The organism is Clostridioides sp. ES-W-0018-02 (assembly GCF_020658175.1).
In the GTDB taxonomy this organism is placed as follows: Bacteria; Bacillota; Clostridia; order Peptostreptococcales; family Peptostreptococcaceae; genus Clostridioides.
In genome coordinates this window covers 1-14,825 of sequence record NZ_JACVVY010000003.1, presented here as the reverse complement: position 1 = coordinate 14,825, position 14,825 = coordinate 1, and the positions used below count along the sequence as shown (strand labels likewise).

The window sequence follows — 14,825 nt, the reverse complement described above, 5'->3', positions numbered from 1 at the left end:
ATTTTAGATTTTAATAAAATTATTGTATCATATATTTATTATTAAAATATATTGTGCTATTTATCAAAATACATAAATCCTACAATATCATTGATTGCATAAAAACAAAAGAGGGCATACCTATACCCTCTTTATTAAATATATTTATTTTAAACAATATAATTAATATATACTTCACTTAAAGTATTCTAGTACAACTTATTAATAATCTCGATTTACTATTTAATTATTCTATTGAGATACACAAATTAATTACTTCAACAACTCTATTATAAATTTTGCTCCTGTTTTAAATCCTAATTTATAACTAAGTTCCCTTTCAAATTCTATTAATGAATTAAACAAATCATTTAATTCAACCAACAGATATTTCTTATCATCTTCCAAATTTTTTTCCAATAATTCATTAATTTTTTTAACCTCTTTCCAACATTCAATATAATACTCATCTTTTTCTAAAATACTTCTATACATATGTTCATTTATCCAATAATCAAAATATATTTCTATAATTTCATCATACATTTTAGTACCTCCTTGACTTTCATCAGGTACTTAATATATACTTAAGTTGCTAGGTTAGTGTACATTAAGTACCTAATTTATAAAGGTAGTTGTTATATTTATATGGCAACTACCTTTTTCTAATAAGCATTTAAATCTAAACTCAATATATTTTAAATTTCTATTACATCTAATTAAGTTTTATATATTTACCATTCAATACTTCTTGAAACATAATTTATCTATTACTTAATAAGTCATACTTCTTTTTTATATCTCTTGTATCTTCTTACATTCTTCAAAAGAAAACAAATTTCCTATATACCAATATGGCCTAAATCCTGACTCACCATCTCTATTTTTAGCAACAATAATCTCACTTAAATTAGCACCAAAACCTTTTTCTCTTCGTCTCAGCTCTCTTATATCCTCAATTCCCATTGTCTTACAATAATTAAGAGCTTCTTTTTCTGTAGGTCTATGAATATATATAACTGAATTAGAATCCATATATATCTGCTTTGAGCTTCTCATTACTCTATCACCCTTAGGTCTTTCATCCTTCAATTCATCATTTAATTGAGCAAGCTGAATAACTGGTATATTAAAATCTAAAGTAATCTTTTTTATTTGCCTTGATAAGTCAGCAAATTTAGCTTCTCCTACTTCTTTGCCTTCATAATCCAAAATTTGCAAATAATCAATTATGACTAAGCTAGGCTTAATACTCTTTATTTCTCTCTTTATCCCTGATATTGTATTTACAGAGTCATTTATATAAAGATTATTTTCCTGATTTATTATGCTTAAAGCTTGTATATATTTGACTATTTCTTCATCATTTAGATTTCTATTTTTCATCTTTACAACTGATATTCCAGTTAGTGATGCTATATTTCTAAATAGAATCTGTATATCGCTCATTTCTCCACTTATAAAAAGTACTTTCTTACCTTGAAATATTACATTTCTAAGTATTTGTAACGCCAATGCTGTTTTACCTCTTCCACTTTTAGCTGCTATTGTAGTTAGTTCACTCCCATATAAACCTCCTATAGTATCATCTAAGAACTTTATTCCAGTCTTAATACCTTCATTTATTTCATCATTTATATATTCAAAGGCTCTCTCTGATATGGCTGTTATACTTGAATCCTTTTTTATTAATTTCTGATTAGCTTTATTTATATCATTTTCTAACTGATATATAAGGGTATTATCATCTATTTCGCCAAGACTGAATTTATTGAATTTATCAATTATATTTCTATTTTTATATTTTTCAATAACTATACTGACATAACTCATAAAATTTGATACTGTTGGGACTATTGTTGACAAACTGGTAATATAGCTTATACCTCCAATATTATTCAAATGACCTTTTCTCTTTAATTCTTCTGTAAGAGTTATTATATCTATTACTTCATTTCTCTTATTTATTTCTTTTATAGCCTTAAATATGTATTTATGTTCCTCATGATAAAACATGTCTTCATTTAACATTTGATCTAACTCTTCTACTATTGTTGAGTCTAATAAAATGCTTCCTAATATTGATTGCTCTGCTTCTGTATTTTTAATTAAGTTGTTTGAATTATTTATAATATAACCTCCCTACCACTTTAATTGTGAGTCATCTGGATTATATACCTTTTCATCTTTATTTAGGTCAGTTTCCTTGCTATGATAATTGCCCTCTAGTATCTTGGTAAAATTACTTGAATTCATTATCCAATCAAAATTTGCTTTCCATCCTGTATTATTATTTCCATTCAGAAAACTTGTTTTACTAACTATATTTATAACCTCTAATACAGCTTCTTTATCATATTCTCTTATTATTGAATTTATTCTCCTCTTTCTTGTGTCTGTTAGTTTCTTGACCTTTGAAAGTTCAATACAAGTTGAGTTAAATTTGCTTATAATTTCACTATATATAATATTATTTTCATTCTTTATATTCTTGATTGTTGTTGATTGATTGTTAATCGTCTGTTGATTAGGTTGTTGATTTTCTATGTTCTCTTGGTAAAGCTCCCAGTTTTCAATAGTTATGACTATATATTTGTTTGTTGTTTCGTATGTTAGAAAACCAGCATTTTTAAAAACCAACAAACAACTTCTAACCATTTGATAACTAACTCCTTTACCACATCTTTAAGCTATTTTGCTATAAGAAGAAATAAATTGTCCAGACTTTATTTTTATCCTTTTATTATCTATAAAAACATGATTTTCTTTATGACTAGCCATAAGTAATAGAGTTATTAATATTACTTTTCTTTCTGGTTTAATATCTTTCCAAATTGATTTATCCAACAACTCCCTGTAAAGCTTTATCCACCCTTTATTGCTCAATTGCAAACACCTACTTTAAGACTATAACTTGATACCATTTGCATTTTCAATAAACCAATCATCCAATTTGTTTTTTATTATGTATACTCGATTATTTATCCATATACAAGGGAAACCTTTATTTTTAGAGTGACATAACTGCCTAAATTTTGATTCTCCTATAGGATAAAGCTTAGATGCTTCTTTACATGTTATAAGTTCAGCTTTATTTCTTTTCGCATTTTCAATAATTTTATATCCTTGCTTTTTTTCTTGTGCTTCTTCTTCATTCTTTACAATAATGTTTAAAGTAGCTTGTAATGTCTTTAAAACTTCTAAATTATTATTCTCTTTCATATTTTACTCCTCCTTACTAAAAAATAATTCTTCTACTGTTGTATCTAAAGCTCTAGATAGTTTAATCATCAAATCATTGCTTGGATTATTAGCCTTACCTGTTTCCAAGTTTGACAAATAATATCTTGATATGCCAACTCTATCTGCTAGTTCTTGTTGCTTTAGACCTTTTTTAATCCTAAATATTTTTAAATTGATTCCCATACTTTTTCCTCCTTTTTTCTAGTTTACATTCGTAAACTTTACATTTTAATTATAATGTCGACATATGTGTGCTGTCAATAAGAATATATTATTTTTCTGTTCTCATTTGTGTACTTTTGGGATATACTTTATACGAGGTGATAATATTGCAAATTGGAAAAAACTTAAAAAAGATAAGAAAACAAAAAGAACTAACACAGATTCAACTTGCTGAAATTAGTGGCATCTCAAGAAATGCTCTAATAAATTATGAAAATGATAAAAGAATACCTAGTATAGATACCTTATCAAAACTCGCTAAAGCTTTGAAAATTGAAAAGACTATCTTTTATTTTGATATTGAAAATGAAGTAATGACTAATGAAGATGTTTTATACTTTTTACAGTCTTTATTCCCAGAAGAATACTATTCTTTTGATGAATTTTTAAATGCTATTTCAAATCTTATGGAAGATGATGATATTAGAATTACCTCAAGTTTATTGCTAGGTGCTTGGTCTGATAAAGACCAATATTATAAACTTGGTGAGAAATTAGAACTAAATGAAAATCAAGTTTATAATTGGATACTTTCAGATTGTATATCTAATACTGAATTAGATTTTTCATTACATCCTGATGACATAAAAGAAATTATTAAAAATGATGTTCTTACAAAACAATCAATTGATGATTTACTAGATATTGGTCTATCAGAAGAAAATATAGAAGCAATCTATGATTACTTTAGTGAGGCAACAGATAATGGGAGTAACATTCGACTAAAAAAGTTAATATCTCAAAAAGAAAATATGACTATTAAAAATAATGATTACTTTAAATTATTACAAGAAAATAACGAATTAAAGGAAAAAAATAAAAAGCTTGAAAATACACTTAAAGAAATAAAAAAACTACTAACTAAAATATAAAATAATATCAATACTATCTAAAGCAATGATAAAAAACTATGAAAGGAGCTACAATCATGAATAAATCATATATACCAAAATACATATATAAATTCCCTACTAACCTACCTCATGGAGATAAAAAATATACTTTAACATATATTAGAAGAATGATAAGTGAATTTGTATATGATATGGGTAACCTAGAAAATAACCCCTTTACATTCCCAGAAGTACAAACATTACTTGATGGTATAACAGTAGGTGGCCATAAATTAAGTGACCAAAATCAAATACTAAATATAAAATCATCATGGGATTATGTAATAAAATTAAGTAACAAAGAAAACTTATCTTTAAATAAAGATACAATTTGCTCTATACATAAAATAGTTGCAAAAGATGAAGCTCTAATTGTTGGAGATTTTAGAAACGGTAACATAGGTATAGCTGGTACTACTCAATATGAGTGCATAGAAGCCACTCTATTAAAGGATTTATTTATAAGTGACATAAGTATCATAAATAAAATAACTAACCCCTTAGAAAAGGCTATAATAATAAATTTATGGTTGTCCTATTGTCAATTCTTCTATGATGGCAACAAAAGAACTGCTAGACTTACCTCAAACCTAATACTTATAAGTAATGATATAGGAGTTCTATCAATACCAGCTAAGCATAAACAAGAGTACAACACATTGATGCTAAACTTCTATGAAACACTAGAAGCTGATGAAGTTATAAAATTCTTATTAGAAAAATGTATTACATTCTTTGATGGATATAACTATAAATCATATAAGGAGCTGTTTAAAAATGGCAACTAAAAGAGCTAATGGTGAAGGCTCTATCGGAAAATATAAAGATGGTTGGCGTTCTCGTATAATGATTGGTTATAATGAAGATGGTAAACCAATAAGAAAAGAATTTTATGGTAAGACTTAAAAGGAAGTTAAAGATAAATTAGAGGCTTATAAAAAACAATATTATTTAAGCTCTGATATTTCAGATGATAAAATAACTTTAGAGCATTGGTTTTACAATTGGTTGTTTGAATATAGAATAAAAGATTTAAAACCTAAGTCATTTGAAAGATATGAAAGCATCTATCGTAATTATATTAAAGATACTGATTTAGGCAATGTTAAATTAAAAGACTTAAGAGTATCTCACATACAAAAATATTACAATAGATTGCTTGATTCTAATAAAAGTATATCTACTATAAGACAAATAAACACTAAACTGAAAACCTGCTTATCAGAAGCTGAAAAACAAGGTCTTATACAACGTAATTATTGTACTATGGTAAATATACCAGTTGAGAAAAAGGAAAATAAGCTTGAAATATTGACTCTTGAACAACAAAAGAGTTTTATAAAAGCTATAGAGGGGCATAAATTAGAGGTATTATTTTTACTTGCTCTTGGTACTGGACTTAGATTAGGAGAATTATTAGGACTTAAATGGTTTGATATTGATTTTAAAAAGTCTAATTTAACAGTTAAAAGAACTCTTCAAAGAACATATTTTATAGATAAAAATGGAAATAGAGAGCTTAAAGTATTAGAACAAGAGCCAAAGACATCAAATTCTTACAGAACTGTGCCTATTCCAAAGGATGTCTTAAATAAATTGAAAGAACATAAAGTAAATCAAAATACAGATATATTAAAGGCTGGAGAATTATATAGAAATGATAATTATGTATTTTGCAATGAATTAGGTGCCCCTATAGATGATAAAAGACCTTTAAGGAATTTAAAATCTATATTAAACAGATTAAATATAGAACCTATAAAGTTTCATGGTCTTAGGAAAACTTATGCAACTAGACTTTTTGAAAATGATGTCCCTCCTAAAACTGTACAAGTTTTAATGGGTCATTATGATATATCAATAACTTTAAATATATATACTCAAGTTATGGAAGATAAAAAAGTAGAAGCTGTAGAAAAACTAAATGATATATTTTCACTATAATAATTAAAAGGATTGTAATCATATCTATGAAGTAAATATAATTACAATCCTTTTAATCTACAAATTTAATAAACTCAAAATAACATTCATAATTCAAAAATATTTATATACTAAGCATAAGTTTAGTTATAAATATTACACTCTAATAATTTTTTTGCCCTACATCTTACTATATAGTGATTATCTAATTTATATTTTTCAAGAATATCTCTATACTGGAATGCATTTTCTTCCTGTCTTTTTATATTACTTATTATAATCAGTTTGATCCTATAATCAGTATCATTACCCATTTGATTAATAAAACTTAAACTTAACTCATCATTGTATTTATTAAAAAAAGCAAAAAAAGTATCAATTACTTCAGATCTTACTTCATAGTTATTATCATTTATATATCTTGATACAAATTGAATTAGTATAATGTAAATATCTTCAGGTATATTTCCTATATAACTATTTTGAATAAAAATGTTTATAACTTCCAATATCTTAATATTTTCATACACATTATCATTATTGTAATACCCTAATAAATTCATAATTTCATTTTTATTAATATCTAGATTAATAATTTTATAAAATATATAATTTGCAAAAAGTGTAAGCTCACTCTCTTTATTGAAAAAACCCTCACAAAAACCCTTTTGTACTTTTACCTCAGATAAGCCATTATAATATTTCTTCCAATCGAAATGCAAATTTTTATTCTTGCTAATATACATTAAGTATATTAATAAATGTATTGTACTTATTTTTTCATGTATGACTTGTCTTTCATTCATTAAACAATCTCTACATACTGTTGCTATTGGATTTATCAAATCATAATGACATAAAAGCATATCTGAATCTTTAATTATATTTTTGATTATATCTTGAGGATTATATCCATATCCAACATATATACCACTTTCTTGCTTTAAATTTCGAGCTTTAATTTCTTCTATACATTTAAGTATTTCATTATAGGAATCTTCCTCTCTATTAAATATATTTAATTTATAAACTGTATTGAAATCACTAAAATTATTTTCAACTAAATTATCTAGAGTCTCACTATATCCTAAATCTGATTTTCTTAATATTATAATTAATAGTTTTAAATACTCATAATTTACGTTCATATTTTTATTTTTTACAATAGTACTTATAATATCTATTATTTCTTTAAAATTATATTCTTCTACATTGTTGAAGTTTATTAATTTTAATATTTCAAGTATCTTATCTAAATAAACATATTTCTTATTTTTAATTGTCCTAATTAAAAACACTATAGTTTTGTTAATATTTATACGAGATATATTATTTTTTATTGCTTCAAAAATTATATTATCTAAATCATTAACAGTTCTTTCAGAATATAGCCATTCATCAAATATAGTAAAAATCTCTTCTTCTACTTTAATATAATAATTTTCTTCGAGATAATAACCTAAACAGCTAAATATATTCAATTTAACTCTTTTTCTTTGATATGTAAGAGAAATTCTATTTGAGATGCTATATAAATCATTTATTTTATTTAAACTACATGTTGAAATTATATCTGAATGCCTGTTACATATGTCTTTAACTGTTTTTAAATCAGAACATAAAATACTATATCTTAAAGCCTCAAATCCAAAAAAACTACTTTTATAAATATTATAAAAGTTATAAAATATATCTTTTAATAATTTTATAACTATATTTATATGTATATAAGAACCATAGTATACTGAAAGTGTATAATATTTACTCAATTCTTCTAATATCCCATTTAGTTCAATACCAAATCTAACTGTATATGGTCCATCCATATTATTCTCATTAATAACTTTTAGCAGCTTATTGTATATATTCTTTGATATTCTATCTAATACAGGATAATATAATATGTCAGGTTTATCATTTAATATTTTTTGAGTTTCACTTTCAAATAAATATACATTACTTCTGTTATTATGAATATAATTTTCCAAATGTCTTTTATCTATTAAAATATCATTAATAATCCACATATCTATCTTGTTATTTAATGCTTCATCATAAGCTTTATTTAAATATTCAATAGCCTTATCAACATCATCATTATAGCAGCATTTTATGCTATACCATCTCTTTTCTACTATGCTTTTAATAATATTAACATGTGATTTAGATACTAATTTTATTAAATTATCAATGGAACTTTCATCATAATCTACTTCACATAATAATAATTTTATAAAATATAAAAATCTTTTTTCTATATCACTAATATTTTCAATAGATTCTTCTTCTTTCTCATGAAAGGTATTTTTAGATTTGAAATACTCACTAATTATAGTAAAATCATTAATCATATTCTCATTTATTTCCACTTTATTTATTTTGTTAAAAAATAAATTATTGTTTTCAACAATATTATCGTTATTATATTCCTTATGAGAATTTCTGTCTATCATCCTATTCTTGCAATATTCTCTATAAATTCTAATTATGTCTTCTATAATAGCTTTATATCCCTCTTCTAAAAAATCTTTTTTATTTGTTATAGTCATCCATTTATTAGAATTGGGTTTTTGAAGTTCTTTTTGTATATTAGTTATATCTTTAGCATTATCATTATAAAATAAATATATTGACTTTTTCTGTAAAGTTGTAGCATGCTTCCACTCTCTCATGACTCCATCAGAACAATTATATCTTTCATTATCTATAAGAAATAGTATTATATCGCTATCTTCAAGTCTATTTAGGTATTCTTCCTGTATATTCATAGAAGAAGGTGTAGTTTCTTCAAATACATATGTATGAATAAATCCAGTTTCCTCAAGCAAATTTTTTAGTCCAATTCGTATAATCTCATAGTCTTCATTATACGACCCACATTTCGAACTAATAAATACTTTTATCTTATCATTTAAAAATTTAAATGCCATGTATATATCTATCCTTTCTATAGTAATTTTCCAATCAATTTAATTTTAAGATATCTACTTTTCAGCTTATAACCACAATACTTCTCAAATTTATTATTTTTATTAAAACAAAATATAACTTTTTTTATTTTAATATCTTAAATAATCATTCTTATATATCTCATTTATTCTAAATAAATCTATTTCATTTAAAGATTCACAGTTCAATATAATTTTTATTTTAGATGGATAGTTGAATTTAACTCTACTTATTTTAAGAGACCAAAGCATATGCTCTAAAAGTTCTTGATTTGAAATTCTATTTCCAATATTACTAAATCTTATAATCCCTGAACCTAATAAAGGTATTTCAATTATCCTAGAAGCATACACTCGATCCAACTCACTCCAAAAACCAACTAAAAATTCTATATATTCTGATAGTGTTATTTCTGCTTTATTCTCATCATTAAATCTACTAAAAGCTGTTAATAGATACTTTTCTTTGTATTCTAAAACAGTACCTATCTTATACTTTTGTTTTTTCTCAGATTTTCTACTTTGGTTAATTTCTCTTCTATTTCTCTTTAAGTATGTATCATTTTCTATTGTATAATCTAATTCATTTGTATCACCATTAAGTATGTTATTTATAAATTTTCCATTTAAAGACTCTCTTGAAATTATTTTATCATCAACTTGTGTATCAAAATACTCATTAAAAGTTATAACTTTTAATATTCTATCTTCTCGTAATTCATTATTAACACCAAAGATATCACCTTCAAGAATCTCTATTTTAGAATCATTAATATTCAAGCTTATCGATTTTAGTCTACTTGCTTTATTCCAACTATATAAATAATATATAAGAAATGAAATTAAAGATCCTATAACTATCTCCATTTTATAATTAGATAGCAGGTTATTAAATAATGCTGAAGCAATACCTATAATCCAACCAGTAAATGCTCCAATTTTCATTATAGTATTCTTCAGTAATATTTTATTATTTATACTTTTATTTCTTTTCATAAAATCACCCCTCCTTGTTAAAATTAGATATTTTATTTCTTTAAAAATATACTATTCTACATATAATCCCTATCCACTTAATATATTTACTTAGCTTTTATTCAATATTTTTTATTATTTTACTTTTCTATATTTCTCATTAGCAATTTTAAAAAATTCTATAATTATAGTACAATTTAGTATTTTATTCCTAAAATAAAAGATACTAGTTAATAGAAACTATCATTCCCAAGTATTTTATCACTAATTTTTTAAAATCAATGGATGTGAATCACAAAAATAATATCCACAGTTTATTATTTTTATATAATGTAACATGAACTTATCATTAAATTTCTTCTTAGCTTCTTCTAAATTATACTTTAGTGGTTTTCTGGTGTCACTATCTAAAATCCATTGTTTACACCCAAACCACCCTATTACATAAATCCCATAATTACAATATCTTTTGAGCACATATCTCTTAGCTAACTCTTCTTCTAAATCTGATTCTAGTGATTTATTCCAGCAACATTTAACTTCAATGTATAGATTTAATTCATTTGTACCACATAGTCCATTAATTTTTATATCAATAATTTCACCATTATCTCTACCTTGAGTCTTAAATAATTTAACCTCTCTATTTACAGATATATAGAGCCTATAAAGTTTCATGGTCTTAGAAAAATTTATGCAACTAGACTTTTTGAGAAAGATGTTCCTCCTAAGACTGTACAAGTTTTAATGGGTCATTATGATATATCAATAACTTTAAATATATATACTCAAGTTATGGAAGATAAGAAAGTTGAAGCTGTAGAAAAGTTGGATAAAATATTTTCATTGTAAAAATTAAATCCATAAAACTACTATGATTTCATATAGTTAATTACAAAATCAAAATAAGGATACAAATTAATTTCATATTATCTTGTATCCTTAATTCGTATCTAGTTTTAACTATTTATCTTGGATAGCCTTTATGATACATTAATCCATTTTCTAGCATTAATTCTTGAGCCAAGTATATATGACCCTTACAGTGCATATCTGATACACCCTCACTTATAAGTTTATATGTTTCAGAAGTATATAAATAATCCATACTTTCTTCCAAACTCTTGCCTGTCTGCTTAGAAAATTCTAATATAATTTTTTTATATAGTATTTGTAATAATATTTTATTTGCTTCCATAAGTACTATACCTCCTCTTCACATCTAAACTTTAAATATTTATCTATTACATTTTGATTGGTTATACATATTTGTTCATTTGGTTTATAGTATTTTAATCTTTTTAAAGCTTCATCTTTTTCAATAAGATTATCTTGATACAGTTCTATTGTATTGTAAATCTTATCATCAGCAATTCCACCTATTATAACATCATATTTCATATATACATCACTCATATTTCTACATTCTAATATAAAGTCAAGCCATTCTAAATTATAACTATCTAATATTTTTACATTACAGCTTTTTTTTAATTCATCAATATCTAAAGAATAGCTATTTAAATATGCTTTTTTACCCCTTTTCTTAAAACGTTCTGTCCAGTTAAGTGCCTGTGTTTTTATACTAGTTAAATAGAATCCTTTTCCAAAATCTAAAGAATCTCTTGAGAAGATAATATTAGGCGTTTTTACCACACAGTATGAACCATGATATACAATCATTACATCACGCCCTTTTCTTTAAGCACTTGTATTAAATCTTGCACTATATAACTTTTACTTTGAGAATGTAGTGCTTCATAGCAAGGTATTATATAGTTATCTAAAATATCAGTATCATGTTTAAGAAGTTTATAAACTCCTTCTGAATCTATATTCAACTTTTCTGCTAAAGCTTCAATGCAAAAAATAGAAAATTCTAGTTTTCTTTCATCCATTACAAACCTCAACTCCTATCAAACTTATATAATATATATTTTTATTAATTAACAACTTAAACTATTTTACATTTATAAAAATATTATATCATAAAGTAGATATTAAAATTCTATGTTACTTAATATCATAATAAATAAAGGCTTTTTATACAGCCTAAATGCACCCCAATATACGCTCAAAAAAACCTCTTTTTCTGTGGTTGGGGTACGGTTGGTGGATTTCGTCACCAAAATAAAAAATACTAGTCAATAAAGACTAGTATTTCCAAGTATTTCATCATTCTTTTTTTAAAATTGGTGGAGACGAGGGGATGCTACATTCTTATTTTTACATCTCCATGTCTCATCACTTTTTGTGTTATATCAACACTTATAATTTTTATATTTCATATATATTTTTATAAGTTCATGTATATTATTAAATTAGTTGTGTGCTAAATGTGTGCTAAATTCATATATTATTTATTTTGGCTTACGTTTTTTTGTACTTGTCTTTGTGTAGGATATTCCTGTACCTGGGATACTAAGTGTTGCGGATTTTCTTCCTTTTGAATTTACAGATACTCTCGCACCTTTTACACCTGCACTTACACCTACACTTTTCTTACCTAAGTTTAGTTTTACCCCTCCACCTAAATTTATACTTTTTCTAAAGTTGAATCCCATAAAAATCCCCCCTATTAAATATAATTAATTAAATTATACTTGTAAAATGAATATATTACAACTTTTAGATATAGTTTATATTTTAATAAAATGGTATCGTCCAAAACTATACCTAATAAATATAATAGCTTGTAAAAAATGACTCTATTATTATACTTTATTTTCATATAAAATCGTTCGACAAATTGCTGATATAAATTATTAAATATGATATAAATTAAAGTATATTATATAACAATCTAGGAGGAATAGTATGGATTTTGGAGAGGTTAAACAAGATTTAAGTAACAAATATCTTGAAGATAACAAAGAAAACTTAAATAAGTATAAAAAATATTATTTAAAGGTTTATAAGCATTATAGTGAAATGGATTCTATAAAAAGTATTCGAGATATAGAAATGGAACAAGCTAGACTTAAGGGGCAATTACAAAAAAATAATAATCCTATATTCGCTTTGTATATATCTATAATGGCTGTTGTTTTTTCTACAATAATTAATTTAACGTTTGATTTATCGGATATAGCTAATTATTTTATTAAATCAGCAATGACCTTCGCACTTATTGTGATTCTTACTATTTTAGTTAATAAAGGAATAGTTCCAATAGCTATACCTTATAGAAATAATATACAATTTTATACAACAGCTCTAGAAGTACTAGAAAGTATGAAAAATGAAAAACTTAGAGAAAGAAAGCATAAAAAAAGAAGGTAACAACTAGCTAGTTGCTACCTTCTTAATCTATCTATTAATAAAATCTAATGCTTTATAAAGTGTGTCAAATCTATCATTACCTTTTATCATAGTGTATCTCTCTTTAGTTATAGAACTTATCTTATTACATGCTCCACCCCCTACAACATATAAATTTTCTGTTTGACCTGGTATATAATCTTTTATATCACATATTAATATCTTTCCATCATTATACCCCCAACCAACTACAGTTGCAGGTATCTTGTCAACTTCTCCATCATAAACTATTGTGTGTTTATACATTTTACCCACCTCTACATTATTTATAGTTTTATTCAATACACCTTCTACAATTAACCTAGCCATTCCTTCATATCCAAGTTTCTTAGCCTTATCATAATCTTCTTTATTATCACAAAAGAAACTTTCAATTAATATGGCTGTAGGCTTTGAACTATTTAAAATATATAATCCTTTATCTAATTTAGCTCCTCTATTTTTAAATACTGTGCCTAATTTCTTACATATTCTAGTTGCGTACTCTAAACCTTTATTGCTATAATATAGTACCTCTGAACCTTTTCCTTGACCATCACTTGCATTTAGATGTAGTTCTATGAGTAAGTCATATCCTCCACTATTAACTCTAGGTATTTTATACGACTTTTCCTCTGTTTTAGTTTTAAACTGCTTTTCGGGGCATATTATTACATCCACCTTATGCCCTTCTTTTCTGAATATATCTGCTAATACTGGTGCAAAAGATTTATTATATTTATACTCGTTAACTACTCCATCAGCAGAAGTACATGCACCACTTTTTAAAATACTGTGTCCTACTGTTATACATATTTTCATTATTTATTTTCCTCCTTTAACTGTTTGTAAGTTTGATTTATACCTATTGATATACCCCAACAAATTACACCTTGTAAGACTGCATCAGCATTTAACCCTAACATCCATACTGAAAAACCTATTCCAAGTGCTAATAACACTACTGGAATATACTTGTTATCTAACTGTTTGTACTTCTTACAACCTGCCCCTATAACATAAAGAGCAGCAACTAAAATTAGTAACTGCTCAGGTATAAAACTTATTAAATTATCCATTTATTTTCCTCCTAATTAAAATATTCCTCTCTGTATTGCAAATATAAAGAATCCTACTAAGGTTGTAATCATTGTTCCAATCAACCACTTTAACATACTTGTAAGTGAGTTTAAGTTCTCACATAATGCCTTTAACTCTGCTTTAGATTCTATATTCGCTATCTTTAATTCGTCTATTTCTTCTTCATGCTTATTTATTCTTGTTTCATGTCGTTTTAAATCTGCGTTGAAAAGTTCTTCATTCATGTAAGCCTCCTAATTTT

The 14,825-nt window shown here is 25.1% G+C and carries 22 protein-coding genes; 6 read left to right on the top strand and 16 right to left on the bottom strand.

Going from position 1 to position 14,825, the window contains the following annotated elements; genetic code table 11:
• Window positions 1-252: 252 nt before the first annotated feature.
• The 6 genes from IC219_RS08950 to IC219_RS08925 all read right to left on the bottom strand — a co-directional run bounded on the left by IC219_RS08950 (window position 253) and on the right by IC219_RS08925 (window position 3,405).
• Complete coding sequence (locus IC219_RS08950) at window positions 253-525, bottom strand: DUF6809 family protein (protein WP_054271625.1); 273 nt, start codon at window positions 523-525, stop codon at window positions 253-255.
• A gap of 249 nt (window positions 526-774) precedes the next feature.
• On the bottom strand, window positions 775-2,088 hold the full coding sequence (locus IC219_RS08945; RefSeq protein ID WP_227861661.1) for a DnaB-like helicase C-terminal domain-containing protein: 1,314 nt from the start codon (window positions 2,086-2,088) through the stop codon (window positions 775-777).
• A 33-nt stretch (window positions 2,089-2,121) separates the two neighbouring features.
• Window positions 2,122-2,637, bottom strand: coding sequence for a hypothetical protein (locus tag IC219_RS08940; RefSeq protein WP_227830980.1), 516 nt, complete (start codon window positions 2,635-2,637; stop codon window positions 2,122-2,124).
• Between the two features lie 27 nt (window positions 2,638-2,664).
• Complete coding sequence (locus IC219_RS08935; RefSeq protein ID WP_227830981.1) at window positions 2,665-2,865, bottom strand: hypothetical protein; 201 nt, start codon at window positions 2,863-2,865, stop codon at window positions 2,665-2,667.
• A 21-nt stretch (window positions 2,866-2,886) separates the two neighbouring features.
• Window positions 2,887-3,201 (bottom strand): hypothetical protein, encoded by a 315-nt coding sequence (locus IC219_RS08930; protein ID WP_003433761.1) that lies wholly within the window; start codon window positions 3,199-3,201, stop codon window positions 2,887-2,889.
• 3 nt (window positions 3,202-3,204) lie between these two features.
• A complete protein-coding gene (locus tag IC219_RS08925) occupies window positions 3,205-3,405 on the bottom strand; it encodes a helix-turn-helix transcriptional regulator (RefSeq protein WP_009891540.1) in 201 nt (66 codons plus the stop codon).
• 137 nt (window positions 3,406-3,542) lie between these two features.
• Between IC219_RS08925 and IC219_RS08920 the strand changes: the two genes are divergently transcribed.
• The 4 genes from IC219_RS08920 to IC219_RS08910 are packed head-to-tail and all read left to right on the top strand — an operon-like array spanning window position 3,543 to window position 6,281.
• Window positions 3,543-4,316, top strand: a complete 774-nt coding sequence (locus IC219_RS08920) for a helix-turn-helix domain-containing protein (protein ID WP_227824428.1) — start codon at window positions 3,543-3,545, stop codon at window positions 4,314-4,316.
• Window positions 4,317-4,372: 56 nt separating this feature from the next.
• Window positions 4,373-5,125 (top strand): Fic family protein, encoded by a 753-nt coding sequence (locus tag IC219_RS08915; RefSeq protein WP_227824429.1) that lies wholly within the window; start codon window positions 4,373-4,375, stop codon window positions 5,123-5,125.
• Window positions 5,115-5,243 carry a hypothetical protein gene (locus tag IC219_RS21675; protein WP_255612973.1) on the top strand — a complete coding sequence of 43 codons (129 nt, stop codon included), beginning with the start codon at window positions 5,115-5,117 and terminating at the stop codon, window positions 5,241-5,243. Before IC219_RS08915 ends, IC219_RS21675 begins: the two co-directional genes overlap by 11 nt.
• Window positions 5,244-5,300: 57 nt before the next feature.
• Entirely contained in the window at window positions 5,301-6,281 is a 981-nt protein-coding gene (locus IC219_RS08910; protein WP_413927598.1) for a tyrosine-type recombinase/integrase, read from the top strand.
• 122 nt (window positions 6,282-6,403) lie between these two features.
• On the opposite strand, the gene IC219_RS08905 is transcribed toward IC219_RS08910, so the two are convergent.
• The 3 genes from IC219_RS08905 to IC219_RS08895 form a co-directional block, all read right to left on the bottom strand.
• A complete protein-coding gene (locus tag IC219_RS08905) occupies window positions 6,404-9,190 on the bottom strand; it encodes a hypothetical protein (RefSeq protein ID WP_227824432.1) in 2,787 nt (928 codons plus the stop codon).
• A gap of 129 nt (window positions 9,191-9,319) precedes the next feature.
• Complete coding sequence (locus IC219_RS08900; protein WP_227824433.1) at window positions 9,320-10,204, bottom strand: macro domain-containing protein; 885 nt, start codon at window positions 10,202-10,204, stop codon at window positions 9,320-9,322.
• A 243-nt stretch (window positions 10,205-10,447) separates the two neighbouring features.
• Complete coding sequence (locus tag IC219_RS08895) at window positions 10,448-10,861, bottom strand: hypothetical protein (RefSeq protein ID WP_227824434.1); 414 nt, start codon at window positions 10,859-10,861, stop codon at window positions 10,448-10,450.
• Here IC219_RS08895 and IC219_RS08890 point away from each other — a divergent pair.
• Window positions 10,829-11,035, top strand: a complete 207-nt coding sequence (locus tag IC219_RS08890) for a tyrosine-type recombinase/integrase (RefSeq protein WP_413927597.1) — start codon at window positions 10,829-10,831, stop codon at window positions 11,033-11,035. The two genes, IC219_RS08895 and IC219_RS08890, sit on opposite strands and share 33 nt — an antisense overlap.
• Before the next feature lie 115 nt (window positions 11,036-11,150).
• Here the strand turns inward: IC219_RS08890 and IC219_RS08885 are convergent, their stop codons facing one another.
• The 4 genes from IC219_RS08885 to IC219_RS08870 all read right to left on the bottom strand — a co-directional run bounded on the left by IC219_RS08885 (window position 11,151) and on the right by IC219_RS08870 (window position 12,747).
• Complete coding sequence (locus IC219_RS08885; RefSeq protein ID WP_021397360.1) at window positions 11,151-11,381, bottom strand: hypothetical protein; 231 nt, start codon at window positions 11,379-11,381, stop codon at window positions 11,151-11,153.
• 5 nt (window positions 11,382-11,386) lie between these two features.
• The gene (locus IC219_RS08880; protein ID WP_227830982.1) at window positions 11,387-11,866 is read right to left on the bottom strand and encodes a DUF3990 domain-containing protein; all 480 of its coding nucleotides are present in this window, start codon (window positions 11,864-11,866) and stop codon (window positions 11,387-11,389) included.
• Window positions 11,866-12,081: a DUF3791 domain-containing protein gene (locus IC219_RS08875; protein WP_054271635.1), complete on the bottom strand. Its 216-nt coding sequence runs from the start codon at window positions 12,079-12,081 to the stop codon at window positions 11,866-11,868. The genes IC219_RS08880 and IC219_RS08875 overlap by 1 nt, the downstream gene beginning before the upstream one ends.
• 462 nt (window positions 12,082-12,543) lie before the next feature.
• Entirely contained in the window at window positions 12,544-12,747 is a 204-nt protein-coding gene (locus IC219_RS08870; RefSeq protein WP_196340918.1) for a DUF4236 domain-containing protein, read from the bottom strand.
• A gap of 253 nt (window positions 12,748-13,000) precedes the next feature.
• On the opposite strand from IC219_RS08870, the gene IC219_RS08865 reads away from it, so the two are divergent.
• Window positions 13,001-13,465, top strand: coding sequence for a hypothetical protein (locus IC219_RS08865; RefSeq protein WP_227830983.1), 465 nt, complete (start codon window positions 13,001-13,003; stop codon window positions 13,463-13,465).
• Window positions 13,466-13,492: 27 nt separating this feature from the next.
• Here the strand turns inward: IC219_RS08865 and IC219_RS08860 are convergent, their stop codons facing one another.
• The 3 genes from IC219_RS08860 to IC219_RS08850 are packed head-to-tail and all read right to left on the bottom strand — an operon-like array spanning window position 13,493 to window position 14,808.
• Window positions 13,493-14,305 carry an N-acetylmuramoyl-L-alanine amidase gene (locus IC219_RS08860; RefSeq protein ID WP_227830984.1) on the bottom strand — a complete coding sequence of 271 codons (813 nt, stop codon included), beginning with the start codon at window positions 14,303-14,305 and terminating at the stop codon, window positions 13,493-13,495.
• Entirely contained in the window at window positions 14,305-14,562 is a 258-nt protein-coding gene (locus IC219_RS08855) for a phage holin family protein (RefSeq protein WP_095904947.1), read from the bottom strand. Before IC219_RS08855 ends, IC219_RS08860 begins: the two co-directional genes overlap by 1 nt.
• Window positions 14,563-14,577: 15 nt before the next feature.
• A complete protein-coding gene (locus tag IC219_RS08850) occupies window positions 14,578-14,808 on the bottom strand; it encodes a hemolysin XhlA family protein (protein ID WP_227830804.1) in 231 nt (76 codons plus the stop codon).
• Window positions 14,809-14,825: the final 17 nt, after the last annotated feature.

Excerpts from the sequence above, each read along its gene's own strand:
- IC219_RS08905 (WP_227824432.1), bottom strand. The coding sequence starts at position 9,190 with ATGGCATTTAAATTTTTAAATGATAAGATAAAAGTATTTATTAGTTCG.
- IC219_RS08895 (WP_227824434.1), bottom strand. The coding sequence starts at position 10,861 with ATGAAACTTTATAGGCTCTATATATCTGTAAATAGAGAGGTTAAATTA.
- IC219_RS08865 (WP_227830983.1), top strand. The coding sequence starts at position 13,001 with ATGGATTTTGGAGAGGTTAAACAAGATTTAAGTAACAAATATCTTGAA.
- IC219_RS08860 (WP_227830984.1), bottom strand. The coding sequence starts at position 14,305 with ATGAAAATATGTATAACAGTAGGACACAGTATTTTAAAAAGTGGTGCA.
- IC219_RS08855 (WP_095904947.1), bottom strand. The coding sequence starts at position 14,562 with ATGGATAATTTAATAAGTTTTATACCTGAGCAGTTACTAATTTTAGTT.
- IC219_RS08940 (WP_227830980.1), bottom strand. The coding sequence starts at position 2,637 with ATGGTTAGAAGTTGTTTGTTGGTTTTTAAAAATGCTGGTTTTCTAACA.
- IC219_RS08875 (WP_054271635.1), bottom strand. The coding sequence starts at position 12,081 with ATGGATGAAAGAAAACTAGAATTTTCTATTTTTTGCATTGAAGCTTTA.
- IC219_RS08850 (WP_227830804.1), bottom strand. The coding sequence starts at position 14,808 with ATGAATGAAGAACTTTTCAACGCAGATTTAAAACGACATGAAACAAGA.
- IC219_RS08950 (WP_054271625.1), bottom strand. The coding sequence starts at position 525 with ATGTATGATGAAATTATAGAAATATATTTTGATTATTGGATAAATGAA.
- IC219_RS08900 (WP_227824433.1), bottom strand. The coding sequence starts at position 10,204 with ATGAAAAGAAATAAAAGTATAAATAATAAAATATTACTGAAGAATACT.
- IC219_RS08925 (WP_009891540.1), bottom strand. The coding sequence starts at position 3,405 with ATGGGAATCAATTTAAAAATATTTAGGATTAAAAAAGGTCTAAAGCAA.
- IC219_RS08930 (WP_003433761.1), bottom strand. The coding sequence starts at position 3,201 with ATGAAAGAGAATAATAATTTAGAAGTTTTAAAGACATTACAAGCTACT.
- IC219_RS08915 (WP_227824429.1), top strand. The coding sequence starts at position 4,373 with ATGAATAAATCATATATACCAAAATACATATATAAATTCCCTACTAAC.
- IC219_RS21675 (WP_255612973.1), top strand. The coding sequence starts at position 5,115 with ATGGCAACTAAAAGAGCTAATGGTGAAGGCTCTATCGGAAAATATAAA.
- IC219_RS08880 (WP_227830982.1), bottom strand. The coding sequence starts at position 11,866 with ATGATTGTATATCATGGTTCATACTGTGTGGTAAAAACGCCTAATATT.
- IC219_RS08885 (WP_021397360.1), bottom strand. The coding sequence starts at position 11,381 with ATGGAAGCAAATAAAATATTATTACAAATACTATATAAAAAAATTATA.
- IC219_RS08870 (WP_196340918.1), bottom strand. The coding sequence starts at position 12,747 with ATGGGATTCAACTTTAGAAAAAGTATAAATTTAGGTGGAGGGGTAAAA.